This window comes from Paraburkholderia sp. USG1, assembly GCF_031570135.1.
GTDB lineage: Bacteria > Pseudomonadota > Gammaproteobacteria > Burkholderiales > Burkholderiaceae > Paraburkholderia > Paraburkholderia dioscoreae.
This window is the reverse complement of sequence record NZ_JAMWXW010000002.1, coordinates 177,937-192,509: the sequence shown is the minus strand read 5'-3', so window position 1 is coordinate 192,509 and position 14,573 is coordinate 177,937. Positions and strand designations below refer to the sequence as shown.

Annotated in this window: 14 protein-coding genes and 1 pseudogene; 9 read left to right on the top strand and 6 right to left on the bottom strand. The window is 62.9% G+C overall.

Annotation, left to right across the window (positions count from 1 at the left end):
• Positions 1 to 45: 45 nt before the first annotated feature.
• The 7 genes from NE850_RS03370 to NE850_RS03340 all read left to right on the top strand — a co-directional run bounded on the left by NE850_RS03370 (position 46) and on the right by NE850_RS03340 (position 7,172).
• Entirely contained in the window at positions 46 to 1,671 is a 1,626-nt protein-coding gene (locus tag NE850_RS03370; protein WP_007177717.1) for a methylmalonyl-CoA mutase, read from the top strand.
• Positions 1,668 to 2,126 (top strand): cobalamin B12-binding domain-containing protein, encoded by a 459-nt coding sequence (locus NE850_RS03365; RefSeq protein ID WP_007177716.1) that lies wholly within the window; start codon positions 1,668 to 1,670, stop codon positions 2,124 to 2,126. The genes NE850_RS03370 and NE850_RS03365 overlap by 4 nt, the downstream gene beginning before the upstream one ends.
• Entirely contained in the window at positions 2,123 to 3,298 is a 1,176-nt protein-coding gene (locus NE850_RS03360) for a CaiB/BaiF CoA-transferase family protein (protein ID WP_165188647.1), read from the top strand. Before NE850_RS03365 ends, NE850_RS03360 begins: the two co-directional genes overlap by 4 nt.
• Before the next feature lie 104 nt (positions 3,299 to 3,402).
• Positions 3,403 to 4,230, top strand: a complete 828-nt coding sequence (locus NE850_RS03355) for an ArgK/MeaB family GTPase (RefSeq protein WP_232064359.1) — start codon at positions 3,403 to 3,405, stop codon at positions 4,228 to 4,230.
• Positions 4,231 to 4,288: 58 nt separating this feature from the next.
• A complete protein-coding gene (dctP, locus tag NE850_RS03350) occupies positions 4,289 to 5,305 on the top strand; it encodes a TRAP transporter substrate-binding protein DctP (protein WP_007177713.1) in 1,017 nt (338 codons plus the stop codon).
• A gap of 14 nt (positions 5,306 to 5,319) precedes the next feature.
• Positions 5,320 to 5,868 (top strand): TRAP transporter small permease, encoded by a 549-nt coding sequence (locus tag NE850_RS03345; RefSeq protein ID WP_007177712.1) that lies wholly within the window; start codon positions 5,320 to 5,322, stop codon positions 5,866 to 5,868.
• Positions 5,865 to 7,172, top strand: coding sequence for a TRAP transporter large permease (locus NE850_RS03340; protein ID WP_310698440.1), 1,308 nt, complete (start codon positions 5,865 to 5,867; stop codon positions 7,170 to 7,172). Before NE850_RS03345 ends, NE850_RS03340 begins: the two co-directional genes overlap by 4 nt.
• Before the next feature lie 98 nt (positions 7,173 to 7,270).
• On the opposite strand, the gene NE850_RS03335 is transcribed toward NE850_RS03340, so the two are convergent.
• Entirely contained in the window at positions 7,271 to 8,203 is a 933-nt protein-coding gene (locus NE850_RS03335; protein WP_007177710.1) for an AraC family transcriptional regulator, read from the bottom strand.
• Positions 8,204 to 8,289: 86 nt separating this feature from the next.
• On the opposite strand from NE850_RS03335, the gene NE850_RS03330 reads away from it, so the two are divergent.
• Complete coding sequence (locus tag NE850_RS03330; protein ID WP_310698439.1) at positions 8,290 to 9,279, top strand: oxidoreductase; 990 nt, start codon at positions 8,290 to 8,292, stop codon at positions 9,277 to 9,279.
• Between the two features lie 131 nt (positions 9,280 to 9,410).
• Positions 9,411 to 9,728, top strand: a pseudogene (locus NE850_RS03325) (autotransporter outer membrane beta-barrel domain-containing protein); the annotation flags it as partial.
• 105 nt (positions 9,729 to 9,833) lie between these two features.
• Here NE850_RS03325 and NE850_RS03320 read toward each other — a convergent pair.
• The 5 genes from NE850_RS03320 to NE850_RS03305 are packed head-to-tail and all read right to left on the bottom strand — an operon-like array spanning position 9,834 to position 14,195.
• Positions 9,834 to 10,853, bottom strand: a complete 1,020-nt coding sequence (locus NE850_RS03320; protein ID WP_007177708.1) for a response regulator — start codon at positions 10,851 to 10,853, stop codon at positions 9,834 to 9,836.
• Entirely contained in the window at positions 10,850 to 11,038 is a 189-nt protein-coding gene (locus NE850_RS39400; protein WP_007177707.1) for an ATP-binding protein, read from the bottom strand. The genes NE850_RS03320 and NE850_RS39400 overlap by 4 nt, the downstream gene beginning before the upstream one ends.
• Positions 11,038 to 11,442, bottom strand: a complete 405-nt coding sequence (locus tag NE850_RS03315; protein ID WP_007177706.1) for a response regulator — start codon at positions 11,440 to 11,442, stop codon at positions 11,038 to 11,040. The genes NE850_RS39400 and NE850_RS03315 overlap by 1 nt, the downstream gene beginning before the upstream one ends.
• A gap of 7 nt (positions 11,443 to 11,449) precedes the next feature.
• Positions 11,450 to 12,787, bottom strand: coding sequence for an ATP-binding protein (locus tag NE850_RS03310; protein ID WP_310698438.1), 1,338 nt, complete (start codon positions 12,785 to 12,787; stop codon positions 11,450 to 11,452).
• A 1-nt stretch (position 12,788) separates the two neighbouring features.
• Positions 12,789 to 14,195 carry a class I SAM-dependent methyltransferase gene (locus tag NE850_RS03305; protein ID WP_035516709.1) on the bottom strand — a complete coding sequence of 469 codons (1,407 nt, stop codon included), beginning with the start codon at positions 14,193 to 14,195 and terminating at the stop codon, positions 12,789 to 12,791.
• Positions 14,196 to 14,573 lie beyond the last annotated feature (378 nt).

Below are 14,573 nucleotides of genomic sequence, written 5' to 3'. Positions count from 1 at the left end.
CCATACGCACACCGTACGCATACGCACCACAGGGAGCAATTGAGCATGAAGGCAAGTGCAGTCGAACTCGACGAAGCGATCAGCATGCCGCATCCGGACAGTACGCCGTCGGGACTGCATGTGCCGGTCGTGGTGGGCCCCGACGCTGCGCGAGGCGCCGAGGGCGTCGGCGCACCGGGCCAGTTTCCGTTCACGCGCGGTATTTTCGCGGATGGCTATCGCGGCCGGTTGTGGACGATGCGGCAATACTCCGGCTTCGGCACTGCGGAAGAATCGAACGAACGGTATCGTTTTCTGCTCGATCAGGGCCAGACGGGTCTTTCCGTCGCGCTCGATCTGCCCACCCAATGCGGGCTTGATCCGGACGATCCGATGGCGCGCTCGGAGATCGGCAAAGTGGGCGTTTCGCTGTCGAATCTCTCGGAGATGGAACTGCTTTTCCGGGGTATCGACCTTGGCAGGATTTCGACGTCGTTCACGATCAACGGCACGGCAGCGATGATCTACGCGATGTACGTGGCCTGCGCCGACAAACAGGGTGTGCCGCGCGACCGCCTCACCGGCACGATCCAGAACGATATTCTCAAGGAGTACGTGGCGCGCGGCACATGGATCTTTCCGGTGCGGCCCTCCATGCGGCTGATCGCCGACTCGATTCTCTACTCGAACGAAGTGTCGCCGCGCTTCAATCCGATTTCGATAGCGGGCGCGCATATGCGCGATGCCGGCTGTACCGCGGTCGAGGAAATGGCTTACACGCTCGCCAACGGTCTAGCATATGTGGACGCCGTGGTCGCGCGTGGCGGCGATGTGGCGAAGTTCGCACGGCGCCTGAGCTTTTTCTTCTACGTCCATATGGACCTGTTCGAAGAGGTCGCCAAATTCCGCGCGGGGCGGCGCGTATGGGCGCGCCTCATCAAGGAACGCTATGGCGTGGACGACGAAAAAGCGCAGATGTTCCGTTTCGGCGTGGTGTGCGGCGGCTCGTCGCTGACTTCGGCGCAACCGTATAACAACGTCGTGCGCGTCGCGATAGAAACCTGTGCGGCAGTGATGGGCGGTGCCCAGTCCGTCTTTACCTGCGCGTACGACGAGGCTTTTCAGATTCCCACGGAGTTCTCCGCGGAGCTCGCGCTGCGGACTCAACAGATCATCGGTTACGAAAGCGGCATTGCGCGCACGGTCGATCCGTTGGGCGGCTCGTACTTCGTCGAAGATCTGACCGACCGCACTGAAGCGCGGATCCGTGAGCTGATGACCGAGATCGACGCATACGGCGGCGCGGTTAAGGCGATTGAAGACGGCTGGCTGCAGTTGCGTATCGCAAAGAGCGCTTTGCAGCGCAAGCGTGATACCGACGGCCAGGAGCGGCTCGTCGTGGGGCAGAACTGTTTCCGGCGCGAGAACCAGACCGAGCAGCCGGGCGAACTGTTTCGTCTGAATCCGCAGGCAAGCGCGACGGTCGCCGAGCGCTTCGAGCGCCTGCGCGACACGCGAAATCAGTTAGACGTCCAGAAGTCGCTCGACGCATTGGGCGTCGCCGCCGCGCGTGACGAGGGCAACCTGATGCCGTATCTGGTCGACTGCTGTCATGCATATGCGACGGTCGGTGAAATGGTTGCGCGGCTAAAAGCGCAGTGGGGAGAATTCGAGGAGCCGGTCCATCTATGAACAGCTCAACGCAAATGGCTGACAGCACGTCCGCAAGCCCGGCGAGTCCAGCGTCCGGTACGCCGCTCAAGGGCAAGCGGATTCTCGTTGCGAAACCCGGTCTCGACGGTCACGACATCGGCGCCAAGGTGATCGCGCTGGCGCTGCGCGACGCCGGCGCGAGTGTGATCTACACGGGCCTGCGCAAGAGCCCGGAGTACATCGCGCGCATTGCGATCGACGAGGACGTCGACGCCGTCGGCCTGTCGATTCTTTCCGGCAGCCATAACGAACTGGTCGCGCGCACCGTGGCCTTGCTGGCGGAGCAGGGCGCGGGCGACATTCCGGTTTTCGTCGGCGGGACGATTCCGGCCGACGATCGCGCCGCGTTTCTCGCGGCCGGCATTCGCGGCGTTTTCACGAGCGACATGCCGCTCGATCATGTGATCGATGCCGTGGCCAGGGTGCTCGGATGAAAACGCCCTTCAGCGCCGAGGCAAGCGGTCCGTCAGCGGGTTCGTCGTCGGGCCCGTTGAGCGGCATCCGTGTGATCGAAATCGGCCACATGCTGATGGGGCCTTACTGCGGCATGCTGCTCGCCGATCTCGGCGCCGAGGTGATCAAGATCGAGCCGCCCGAGGGCGATATCGGCCGGTCGATCAGCCCGCACATGATCGGCCCGCACAATGCCTATTTCGCGAGCCTGAATCGCAGCAAGCAGAGCGTGGTGCTGGATCTCGCCAGCGAAGCGGGACGCCACGCGCTGGCGGCGCTGGTGCGCGACTCCCATGCGCTGATTACGAATCTGCGGCCGTCCGCGATTCAGAAACTCGGTCTCACGTACAACCGGTTGCGCGTGCATAACGAACGGATCGTCTGCGTCGCGATGACGGGTTTCGGGCTCGACAGCCCGCATGCTGAATTGCCCGCCTACGACTATGTGATCCAGGCGCTCACCGGCATCATGAACCTGACGGGCGATCCGGACGGCCCGCCGACCAAGGCGGGCTATTCCGCCGTCGACAACTCGACGGGCATGATGGGCGCCGTCGGCCTGCTCGCGAAAATCGTCGAAGGCCGTGGTGGCCAGGTGGATATCGCAATGTTCGACGTGATGGTGTCGCAACTGAACTACCTGGCGGGGGCCGCGCTGAACGGCGGTGAAACGGCCCGGCGCCATGCGCTCTCTTCGCATCCGTACATCGTGCCCGCGCAATTGTTCAGGACGCGCGACGACTGGTTGATGATCTTCATCACGCACGACAACTTCTGGCGTATTTTCGCGCAACGTGTCGGTCATCCCGAATGGATCACGCAGCCTGGCTTCGCGACGATGGCCGAGCGCCGCGTGCAACGCGCGATCGTGATCGACGCGCTGTCGGCCATGTTTGCGAGCGAGACCACGCAGCATTGGCTCGATCTGCTGGCGTCGTCCGGTGTCGTGGTGTCGCGGCTCGCTTCGATCGAGGAAGCGCTGGCGAGCGCCCAGGTGCAGGCGCGCGAGATGGTGGTGGAAATCCAGTCGGAGGCGGGACCGCTGAAAGTGGTCGGCAATCCGATTCGTATCGACGGTGTGCGCACGCGCTACGACGTGCCGCCGCTGCTCGGCGAGCACACGGCCGCATGGTGCAGCGAGGTGCCGACATGAGCGTTGCTGGCGAAACCAGTACACGTGACCCGGCTGATTCGCGCGTGGCCGCCTCGGCGCGCGGTGATCTGGCGCGCAGACTATCGCGAATTTCACGCGCGACGGTGTCTGAATCGCTTCGGGTGCTGCGCACGCAAGCCGAAGCGAGCGCACGCCGCATCGGCTTCACGGGACCACCGGGCGCAGGCAAGAGTACCTTGATCGCCCGCCTCGCGAAAGCGCGCGCTGCGCGCGGCGAGTCGCTCGCCATCATCGCGATCGATCCGAGCAGCCCGAAAACGTCCGGCGCGCTGCTCGGCGATCGCGTCAGGATGGACGCATTGCTGGCGGACACCGACGTCTATATCCGTTCGCTGCCGAGCGGCCGTTCCGCCGACGGACTTTCCGACAATCTCGCGGACGTGCTCGCCGCCGTGGAGGCCGAAGGCTTCGCGGAGATTCTCGTGGAGACGGTCGGCGTGGGGCAGGTGGAGTACGGCGCACGCACGCTCGTCGACACGCTGGTGCTGACAATGGGCCCGCATTCGGGCGATCAGGTGCAGGCGATGAAAGCGGGCGTGCTGGAAACCGCGGACATCGTCGTCGTCAATAAGGCCGATTTGCCGGGTGCGGAGCGCATGGCGCAGGACATCGGCAGTGTGCTCGAACGCAACCGGGCGAATGGACGTCGCGTCGCGCCCGTGTTGCTGGCCGCGGCGAACGACGCCGAATCAGTTGAGAGGTTGTCGCGTGCTATCGACGAGCACACTCAGTGGCGCGAACAGCACGTGAGCAGGCAGGAAACCGGTGAGGCGCGTGCGCTCTTTCACACACGCAGCCTGTTGAACCGGCGCATTGGGGAATTGATCGAAACGCTGCCCTCCAACACGCGCGGCGCTCCGGTCGCCGACATTTATTCCCACGTCGTGCGGCTGCTGAACGAGAGCGGGTGAGGTAGGCACGTGGGCGACATTCCGGAATAACAACAACGTGAGATGCAAGGAGACCCGGATGAAGATTCGTTATCTGTTGGCCGCGCTAGGTGCGGCTGTGGCCTGTTCGCTGGGAAGCGTGAGTATCGCGCAGGCGGACGACACGATCACGCTGAAAATGGCGCACCAGTGGCCCGACGATCCGAACGACTACGTGGTGTCGACCGGCAAGAAGTTCGCGCAGGAGGTGATGCAGCGCTCCGGCGGCAAGATCCACATCGACATCTTTCCGGCGGAGTCGCTCGTCAAGGCGCTGAATATGCACACCGCGCTGCGCAGCGGCAACGTCGACCTGGCGATTTATCCGTACATCTATGCAGCGGGCGCGATTCCGCAGATGAACCTGATTCTTCTGCCGGGACTCTGGAAAACACCGGACGACGTCTACCGTTTCCGCACCTCGGCGCCGTGGCGCGAACTCGAAGCAAAGATGGAAGCCTACGGCTTCAAGACGCTGTGCTGGATCCAGATCTCCGGCGGTATGGCGTCAAAGTCCAAACCGATCAATGTGCCCGGCGACCTCGCGAAACAGAAGGTGCGGGGCGCCGGCAAGATGATGGAGGCCGCATTGCAGAGCGCGGGCGCGAGCACGGTGTCGATGGCTTCGTCTGAAACCTATAGCGCGATGCAACTGGGGCTGCTCGACGGTTTGTGGACCTCGTCGGGCACGTTCGGCTCGTATCGCCTCTACGAGGTTGCCAGGTACTACAACTCGCCGGAACAGTACAGCATCTATTACACGATCGAGCCGATCGCGATCAGCATGAAGACGTGGAATCGCCTTACGCCCGCCCAGCAGAAGATCATGACCGACGTTGGCCAAAGTCTCGAACAGAGCGCGTTTGAAGGCGCGAAAGCGGATGACCGGCGCGTCGCGCAACTGTTCGCGAGTCACGGCGTGCAGATTCACAAGATGACGCTCGATGAATGGACACAATGGCAAAAGCTCTTCCAGCAAGTGAGCTTTCCCAAGTTCCGCAACGAGGTGCCTGACGGCGCGCATCTGCTCGATGAAAGCACGGCGTTATACAAGTAAGCAAGGAGGCGCTCATGCGGCAGCCACTCGATCGTTTCGCGCGGGGTCTCGACGTTTTCTGCAAGGGCGTCGCGCTATCGGTCGGCGTCGCGGTGATCGCGACGGTCGCGGTCATTTCGTACGGTGTGCTGGCGCGTGAAGCGCTGCATCTGTCCGATGTGTGGGTCACCGAGGTCACGACCTATCTGATGGCCTATATGACCTTCGTCGGCATGGCGGCGCTTGCGTGGCAATCCCGCCATCTGAAAGTCGACGTGTTGAGCCATCATCTCGGCGAACGCGGCAAGCGTGCGCTGGCCGTCGTTTCCACGCTGATCGTCACCGCCGTGGCCCTGGCGATCGCCGTGCTCGCCGTGCAATTCTGGTGGGACGCCTACACGAGCGGCGAGCGTTCATGGGGCATGTTTTCACTGCCGCTGTGGATTCCGTATTCCTGTCTCGCGGCCGGCGCGCTGATGCTCGCCTTCGTGCAACTGGTGAGGCTCGCCGTCATTGTGTGCGCGCGGCGTGAAGTGCTGCACGAGGTTTCCGTCGACGAACTGGTGCTGGGGAGAGACAAGTGAATCAGCTCTTTATCGGCGCCGGCATGTTCGGCGGGCTGCTGGCCGTACTGTCGCTCGGCGTGCCGATTGCGTTCGCGCTGCTGTTCGTCGCGCTCGCTTCGCTGTTTCTGACCGGCGGCGGCTGGGACGCGCTGAATCTCATTCCGAGCACCTACTGGGGATCGGTGGCGACGTTTACGCTGACCTCCGTGCCGATGTTCATGTTCATGGGCGCGATCGTGTCCGCGTCCGGTATGGGCGCACGTCTCTATGCCGCGCTCGCCACCATTCTCGACGGCGTGCCCGGCGGGCTGGCGGTCGCCACGACCCTGGCTTGCGGCGTGATGGCCGCGGTGTCGGGTTCGAGCGTGGCGACTGCGGCGGCGATCGGCGGCTTTGCAGTCTCCGAGATGCGCCGGCACGGTGTGCCGGCGGGGCAGGCATGCGGTTCCGTGGCGGCGGGCGGCACACTCGGCATTCTGCTGCCGCCGAGCATCCCGCTCATTGTGTATAGCGTGATCGCAGAGCAATCCATCGGCCGGCTGTTCGTGGCGACGCTCGTGCCGGGTGCGATCATGGCCGCCGCGTTTGCCGTCTTCCAGATGGGGCTCGCGTTGCGTCGGCGAGCGCAGGGCGAACGCCGCACACGGCCGCTGGCGTCGCTGAGGGCGCGCGTTTTCGCACTGAAGGATATCGGGCCGTTTGCGCTCCTGATCCTGATCATTCTGGGCTCGCTGTATCGCGGTCTGGCGACTCCGCAGGAGGCGGCATCGCTGGGTATCGTGGCGAGTCTGGTTCTTGCCGGCGCGGTGTACCGGGAACTGAACTGGCACAGCTTCCGCGAAATTCTCGTCAACGCGGCACAAAGCAGTGTGATGATCCTCGCCGTCATTTCATCGGCCATCGTGTTCGGCTACGTGATGACGACGAGCCAGGTGGCCGCTTCGCTCACGCAAACTGTCGCGCGCGCGCATCTCGAACCGTGGGTGCTGTTCATCAGCATCAATCTGTTGCTGATCTTTCTCGGCTGCTTCATGGAGACGATTGCGATCATCGTCGTCACGATGCCGGTGCTGGTGCCGGTCGTGCAGGCGTATCACTGGAACCTGATCTGGTTCGGTGTCGTGGTCGTGATCAATATGGAAATGGCGCTGATTCATCCGCCCGTGGGGCTGAACCTGTTTGTCGTTCAAAGCGTCGCGCCCGATGTGCCGTTGCGGCGCATCGTGCTGGGCACGCTGCCCTATGTGTTCATCATGGCGATGGTGCTGGGGTTGATCGGCGTTTTTCCGCAACTGACTACGATGCTGTTGGGGGCGTCATGACGAAGGCGGATCGGTTATCTGTCGATACGTGCATGCGCCATTTACAGCGGCGCCAGTTAACCGGGCGGACGATCCTTCGAATCCAGTGCCTCCGCGCTTCAAGCCGCCCACCCCGTCCGCCTGTATTCGCTCGGCGACACACTGGACATCCGCTTGAACGCGCTGCTGAATGCGCTTTCGGATGAGTAACCCAACCTTGCCGCGAGAACGGCAATCGGTATTTTCTCGTCGATCAACGCCTGCCTTGCCATACGCATGCGCCACTGCGTGAGCCATGTGAGCGGAGCCATGCCCGCGACAGACCTGAAATGCACGCAGAACGACGTGCGCGACATGGCCGCTGCGCTCGCGAGTTCGTCGAGCCGCCACGCCCGGCCGGGATCGGCATGCATCAGTCTTAGCGCGGGCGCAAGCCGTTTGTCGCCAATCGCGCGCAGCCATCCGTTGGGGATTTCCGCGCCGGAGTCGAGATGGACGCGCAGCATTTCGACGAACATCAGTTGCGCAAGGTACGTCGAAGCGAGGCCGCTGCCCGGCAAACCCGACGCGAATTCCTTGACGAGGCGGGCCAGCAGCCATTGAAGGACGGCCGCCTGCTCGCAGTCCGCACGGATGTGTATCAGCGACGGCAGGGCGTCGACCAGCAGCGTGTCGTTGGACGGCGCGAGTCTGACGTGTCCTCCGATCTGCGTGCAACCGTTGCCGTCGCCGATCGTCGCGCTCCGGGCCGCGTTGCCGGAGAATAGGGTGGCCGCGTCGACCGGTGCCGCGTCCGGGTCGCTCGCGAGGACAAAGGAGCGTTCGCCGGTCAGCAGAAACACGTCGCCTTCGCCGACCGCGACCGGCCCCGTTTGCGCGTCGACGGAAAGCCAGCAACTGCCCTTGACCAGCGCGAAGAACTTGATCTTTTTCGGTTGCGGAAAGCGGATCGCCCATGTGCCGCCGGCGGAGAAACCGCCTGCCACGACGGGCTGGGCACCGAGCAGCCGGAGGAAATCCGAAAGCGGGTCATCCTCGATTTTTGAACTCATGCGACAGTATTCCGGATTCTGGATTATTCATCGTACCGGAATTCACGCTCACACTGCGTACATCATTCTTCGTCTAGGGAAACGCCATGATGACGCCGCAAAAGCCGCTCGGTTCAGGTTTCGGAGCCGCCACCACCGCCGACGAGGTGATTGCCGGCATCGATCTTTCCGGCAAGACAGCGATCGTGACCGGGGGCTACTCCGGCCTCGGGCGCGAAACCGCGCGGGTGCTTCGCGCCGCCGGCGCGCGCGTGATCGTTCCCGCCCGCGACATGCACCGCGCCCGCGAGGCGCTGGCCGGCATCGACGTGGAAATCGCGCCGATGGACCTGCTCGATCCGGCTTCGATCGACGCTTTCGCAGCGTCGTTTCTCGAATCGACGCCGGCGCTGCACATGCTGATCAATAGCGCCGCCATCATGGCCGTGCCGGAATTGACGCGCGACCCGCGAGGGTACGAGTATCAGTTCGCGACCAACCATCTCGGCCACTTTCAGCTGACCATGCGGCTCCTGTCTGCGCTGCGCAATGCGGGGGGCGCTCGCGTGGTGTCGGTGTCGTCGATCGGTCATCGCTATTCGCCGGTGGTGTTCGACGATCCGAATTTCGAGCGTCGCCAGTACACGCCGTGGGCAGGGTATGGACAGTCGAAGACGGCCAACATCCTCTTTGCCGTCGCGCTCGACCAGCGCGAGAAGGCCCACGGGATCCGCGCGTTTTCGCTGCATCCGGGCGCTATTGCCGATACCGGCTTGGGGAAACACATTCCGCGCGAACAGCTGATCGCGGCAGGTGTCCTCGATGAACAAGGCAAGCCAGTGCGCGATCCGGCAAGGCATCTCAAGACCATCGGGCAGGGCGCGGCCACTCAGGTCTGGTGTGCGACGAGCCCGCAATTGAACGGCTTGGGCGGTGTGTATTGCGAAAACGTCGACGTGGCCGCGGTCATGGCGCAGCAGCCGGAAAAAATGGATATGGCGGATGCGATGAGGCTTACGGGCGTAGTGCCCTATGCCATCGACCCTGCATTCGCCGATGAGCTTTGGGGGCTCAGCGAGCGCCTTCTCAACTTCTAGTGGAAGCCGCTACTTGCCCGATTTCGGCGGCTGCGAAATTTACCGCCCGTTCGCCATAGAAGGCTGGATCTTTTTGCCAGAAGGGATGGCTGCCCGCGTGGCGCGCATAGGCGCTATCCGGCAGTCGCGGCTTGGGACCGTTGAACCTGGGAGCAACGTTGGGCGTGGGGCTGGACTTCCTGTCCCGGAAGCGGCCGTTCGGATCGACGGGCACGGCCGAAGGTGATCACATGGGGCAGGAATTCAACCTGGGCGGCGAGGCATGCCTCCCGATGCTGTTCGGCGAAATGAGCGTCACGCCGCGTATCGGCCTGCGCTACGCGTACTTTCATGCGAACGGCTTCGGCGAAAGTGGCGCGGGCGGGCAGGATCTGAACCTCGGCACGGATAACGTGCGCAGTCTGCAGCCGTACGTGGGCGTGACGATCGACTGGGCATTCGGCGATGCACTGAAGCCTGTAAATGCGGAGCTTCGCATCCGGTTATGCGCCGTACGCGCAAGCTGGTCGAGCGCTTCTTCAATCGCATCAAGCATCACCCGTTTTGCGGATCGTCTACTTCGCCTGCTCGAACGCCGGCTCCGAGAAGCGCTCGATCCAGACTGCCAGGCGGTCGGCCGCAAAACTGGCTGCGCGTGTGCCGGCGCGGCAGACGATGGTGTCACCTTCACGCACAAACTGCAGCGCGCCGCCGGCTTCTTCCAGCCACAGTAGGCCAGCCAGCCAGCCAGCGTGCTCGGCCGATACGGCCTGCCCCACCGGCCGGGCAAGGAACTCGCTCAGCGTGGCCGGCGAAGTCCAGATCAGCGCATCGCCATCGCCGCGTACTGCGGCGCCGAGGACTTCAGTGAGAACCTGCACCGCATCAGCAGCGCTGCGCCCCGCATTCTGCGCACGCAGCTCCGCGAGGCGCGTGCCGACCGCGTGTCCGAAGCTGCCGCTGCATTCGCTCTCGGCATGCACCAGGTCGGCGTAGTCCATACGCTGCCAGTCAGGTTCCACATTGCGGGCACCCGCCAGTTCGGTGCCGGCCAGATAAGTTTCCACCGGCTGGAAGCGGCCGGGGCCGATCAGGCTGGCGCACAGCGTGTGCACTGTGCCAATGCGGGTGGCCACGGTCTGCGTCTGCAGCACCCCCAGCTTCTCGCGCACGAGTTGGTCGCGTTCCTTGCGCAGTCCCGCCAGCTCCAGCGCCTGCTTCATCTCCATGCGCAGCGCGCTGATGTCCCACGGCTTCTTGATATAGCGATGTATCTGGCCTTGATTGACGGCCTCGACGGTCTGGTCCAGCTCCGAATAGGCCGTCGTCAGGATCCGGACGATATGGGGATAGCGCTCGCGCGCGTAGCGCAGAAGTTCGTTGCCATATTCGCCCGGCATGCGCTGGTCGGACACCAGCACGGCCAGGCTGGCGGCGTGAGCATCCAGCATGGCCTTGCCTTCCTCCACGGAGGCGCCCGTCACCACCGGCGCGATCGCGCCGATGGCGCGTTCGAAGTATTTGGCCGCGGTGGCCTCGTCATCAACGAACAGAATCGCCGGGAGCGGTGTCTGGTTGGCAATCGTATTGCTCATTGGTAACTCCTGTGCATTCGATCCTTGAAATTTGGGAATTCCAGCGTCGCGGTCATGCCGGCGCCGGACGCGGATGAGATCCTGATACTGCCGCGAAAGAACTGCGTGACGCGGTTGCAGAAAATCATGCCGAAACCGCTAACGCCGGCGTGCGTGATGACCAGGGCAGCCAGCAAGCTCTGCATCACTTCGGGCGCAATACGGCGGCCGTGGTCGCTGATGCCAGCACCTCGCGGACCCTGCCGACGCCTAGCGGTTTCTCCAGGATTTGAAACACCTCGCCAGAATTGACGGCTTCCAGCAGCGCGTTTTTGTCCGCGTAGGCTGTCACCAGGATACGCACGATATGCGGATACTCCTGCGAGACCAGCCGCAGCAGGTCGCCGCCGTGCCGGCCCGGCATGCGGAAGTCGGTCACCAGGACCACCACCCGTGCACCTTCGCAGCGCAGGATCGTCATGGCCTCGTCCGCGCCGTCGGCGAGCAGCACTTCATAGTCGCTGCCGGCTGCGCGTGCAAAGTACTTGCGGGCCAGCTCCTCATCGTCCACATAGACGACAGTGTGCCGCGCTTGCTGGGTTTCTTTCATCTCGACATCACTCGACACGCGGCAGGTCAAAATTGAACGCGGTCCACTGGCCCAACTGGCTTTCCGCAAACAGTGTGCCGCCGTGCCGTTCGACCACTGCATAGCTGATGGACAGGCCGAGGCCAAGGCCCTGGCCGACGTCGCGGGTAGTAAAGAATGGTTCGAACACCCGCGCCAGATTCTCGGCGGCGATCCCCGGCCCGTTGTCGCGCACGGTCACGTGCAGCCGGTCATCGCGCCATTGCGCCGTGACATGGACCTGCGGCGAGACGGAGCCGGCCTTGTGCATGGCCAGAGCGGCATTCGAGAACAGGTTGATGAGCACGCCGATGATGGCGGCTTCGTCGCCCAGCACGAGCGTGTCGGTGGACAGCTCGCGCGTGACCTTCACGCCGCGCAGTTCATGCGCGCTCAGCCGGATCGATGCGTCAAGCGCCTTCTCGAACAGGAACGGCACGTTCTCTGCCGTCGCACCGGGTTTGCGGTAGGCAAAGGTCTTCAGGTCCGACACGATATGCTGTATGCGGAGCATGCCCTGCTTGACGTCCGTCAGGCACTCCTGCAGCGACGGGCTGTCCTTGGCCTGCGGTTCTTCCATCGCCACTTCGATGGCCATCAGGCAGAAGTTCACCGGGTTGTTGACCTCGTGGAGCAGCCCCGCGGACAACGTACCGATTGCAGCCATCTTCTCCTGCTGCAGCAACTGGCCCTTGATCTGCGCGAGGCTGTCATTGGTGCGCGCGAGCTGGTCGTTTTTGTGCGCCACCTCATCTTTTAGCCGGAAAAGCTGGAAGCGGCCCTTCTCGTTGAAGTAGGTATAAATGGAGCTGGCCAGCGCGCAGAAGAAAATCAGGATTAGCTGGAATTGAAACTTGCTTGGGTTCTGTATGCCGCCCGGGTGTGCGGCGCAGGCAATGTAGTAGAGCAGAACCGTAACCAGGCCGAATGCCAGCGTCTGCCAGTAGCCCGAGGGAAACAGGATCCCGACCGCAAAGATTGTCAGCGTGAGCCCGGCATAGAACAGCGACTCCCCGCCCTGCGTGACATAAATCATCCAGGAGATCATTGCCTGCGGCAGCAGCAGCCAGAAAAAGGTGATGACCTGCACGTGGCGTTTGCCTGCTTCAGTGCAAAGCGAGAGCAAGGCGAGGCCGATGGCTGCGCTGGTCAGCACCCGAACGATAGCAAAGCGCTTCTGCTCGGCCGGATACACGACATAGTCCAGCGCCACGCCCATCAGCACCAGCACGATTACGGTCAGGCCGCCCGCCTTGCTGCACAGCAACCGGTAGTCGCGCAGCTCTTCACGATAGTTCGAATGCAGCCCAGCCAGGGACGTTGTCATCTCAGGCTACTTGCTGCTGGCCGATCATCACCTCGGCAAACACATTGACGCCGGTCGAGTCCGTGTACAGGCGCGGCTCGCCGCAACTGTCCGGCATGATTTCAGCCATCTGTGCCTCGTTGCGATAGATCAGGTACCACTCCAGCACGTGCTCCATGCTGAAGCGCTCCGGGTTGTCGGCGTGGACATTGGTCACCAGCAGACGGCCGCCCCGTCTGGTGCGGCTGGCGAAATGCTGGTTCAGCCGGGCACAGACCTTGTCCGACAGGTAGTCGAACAGGCCGGCGCAATAGACCGCGTCGAACTCGCGGACATCTGCTGCGTCGGCATCCATCCGGCGCTTGAGCAGGTGATGGACCGAATCATGCGTATAGCTGATGGTCATGCGCCTGCCCGTTTTCTGTGCGATGGATCCCAGGCGGTCGCGCGTCCAGTCCAGTGTCTCCTGGCTGAAGTCGAGCAGTTCGAACGTCAGCCACTCTGGTTCGTCGTATTCGTGCATGAAGCGCTGGATCTCCTGAGCGGGGCCGCAACCCACGTTCAGCACCCGGAACGGCCGCTGCGCGGCGCGCGCTTCATTGGCCAGCCGGGTCAGGTAGTCCACCAGCAGTTCGACGCGATTGCGGTGCGCGCGTGCCACGGCCGTCTGCAGGAAGGCCGCGTTGACGATCTGGAAATACGTGCTCGGACCCTGGCGGGGATCGTCGAGCATCTGGTTGACCATCTGGTAGTCACCGGCATAGCCCAGCGGCTTCGTGAAGGTGCGGAAGACGAAGGGCGAGCGCAGCAGCAGGGGATGTAGCGCGGCCTGGGCAAAGGCACGGTGTGCCGGCGCGAGTTCTTCGTCGACCAGCCGCGCCTCGCCTTCGAATTCGTCGAAGTAGACCTTGGTCCTTTCCATCAGCGGCGATGCCAGTTCGAGGAAGAAGTCCTGGCGCAGGGTTTTGCCTTCCTTCGGCATGGTGTCGACCAGGTCGGCCTGCTCGACCCAGCGCGACATGTCTGAGAGAAAAGCCCGGATCTGGTTGACCGCGATCTGGTAGTCGCGGCGGATCTTGAAACGCTCGGACCAGTCCTGCACGAACCGGCGGGCTTCTTCCCCCACCGCGGGGGCTTCCAGCGCGCCGCCGCTCAGTTCCAGCCACTCGGCGATCAGCGTCACCGAGACAATGGCGGTCAGGCCGGTATTGACCATGCTGATTACGACCGCCTTACCCGAATAGGCGTGTTCCGTGCCCATCTTGACCGACAGGTCGCTCAGCACCTCGCTGACCTGGACAATCGAGTACGGGTTATAGATCTCCATCACCAGGGACTTTCGCTGGAGATTGATGATCGTGCCCCGCACCTGCTCGCCCTGCGAGTTGCGGAAGCTCACTATCGGATCAATTTGTGTTTTGGAATACACAGTATTTCGGCTAGGTAAGTACCACGACAAGTTGGTTTGAAATCTGGTGCCATACCCGGGCCGGTAGGTCGGCCAGTTCAGCGTCGATGGGTTCCCCGGTGCAGGTGACGAAGCGTCGTCAACGGTATTCCAGTTGTCGCCACAGCAACCCGTTCTTTCCGGGCGGCATACCATTTCCTCCCGAACTGTATCGGCCAGACAGGTCATGCACTTGACTTAACCCCGTCATCTCGCGGCAGCACCTGTGCTAATGGCATCACGGTCTTAACGGGACTCCTTTAGCCTGCCGGGCCTGAAGACCGGTTCTGGAACAATCCGGACCTTTGCGATTGCAGCATTCTACTGATAAAAAATGAATGCTGTCGTTTCGCGCGAATT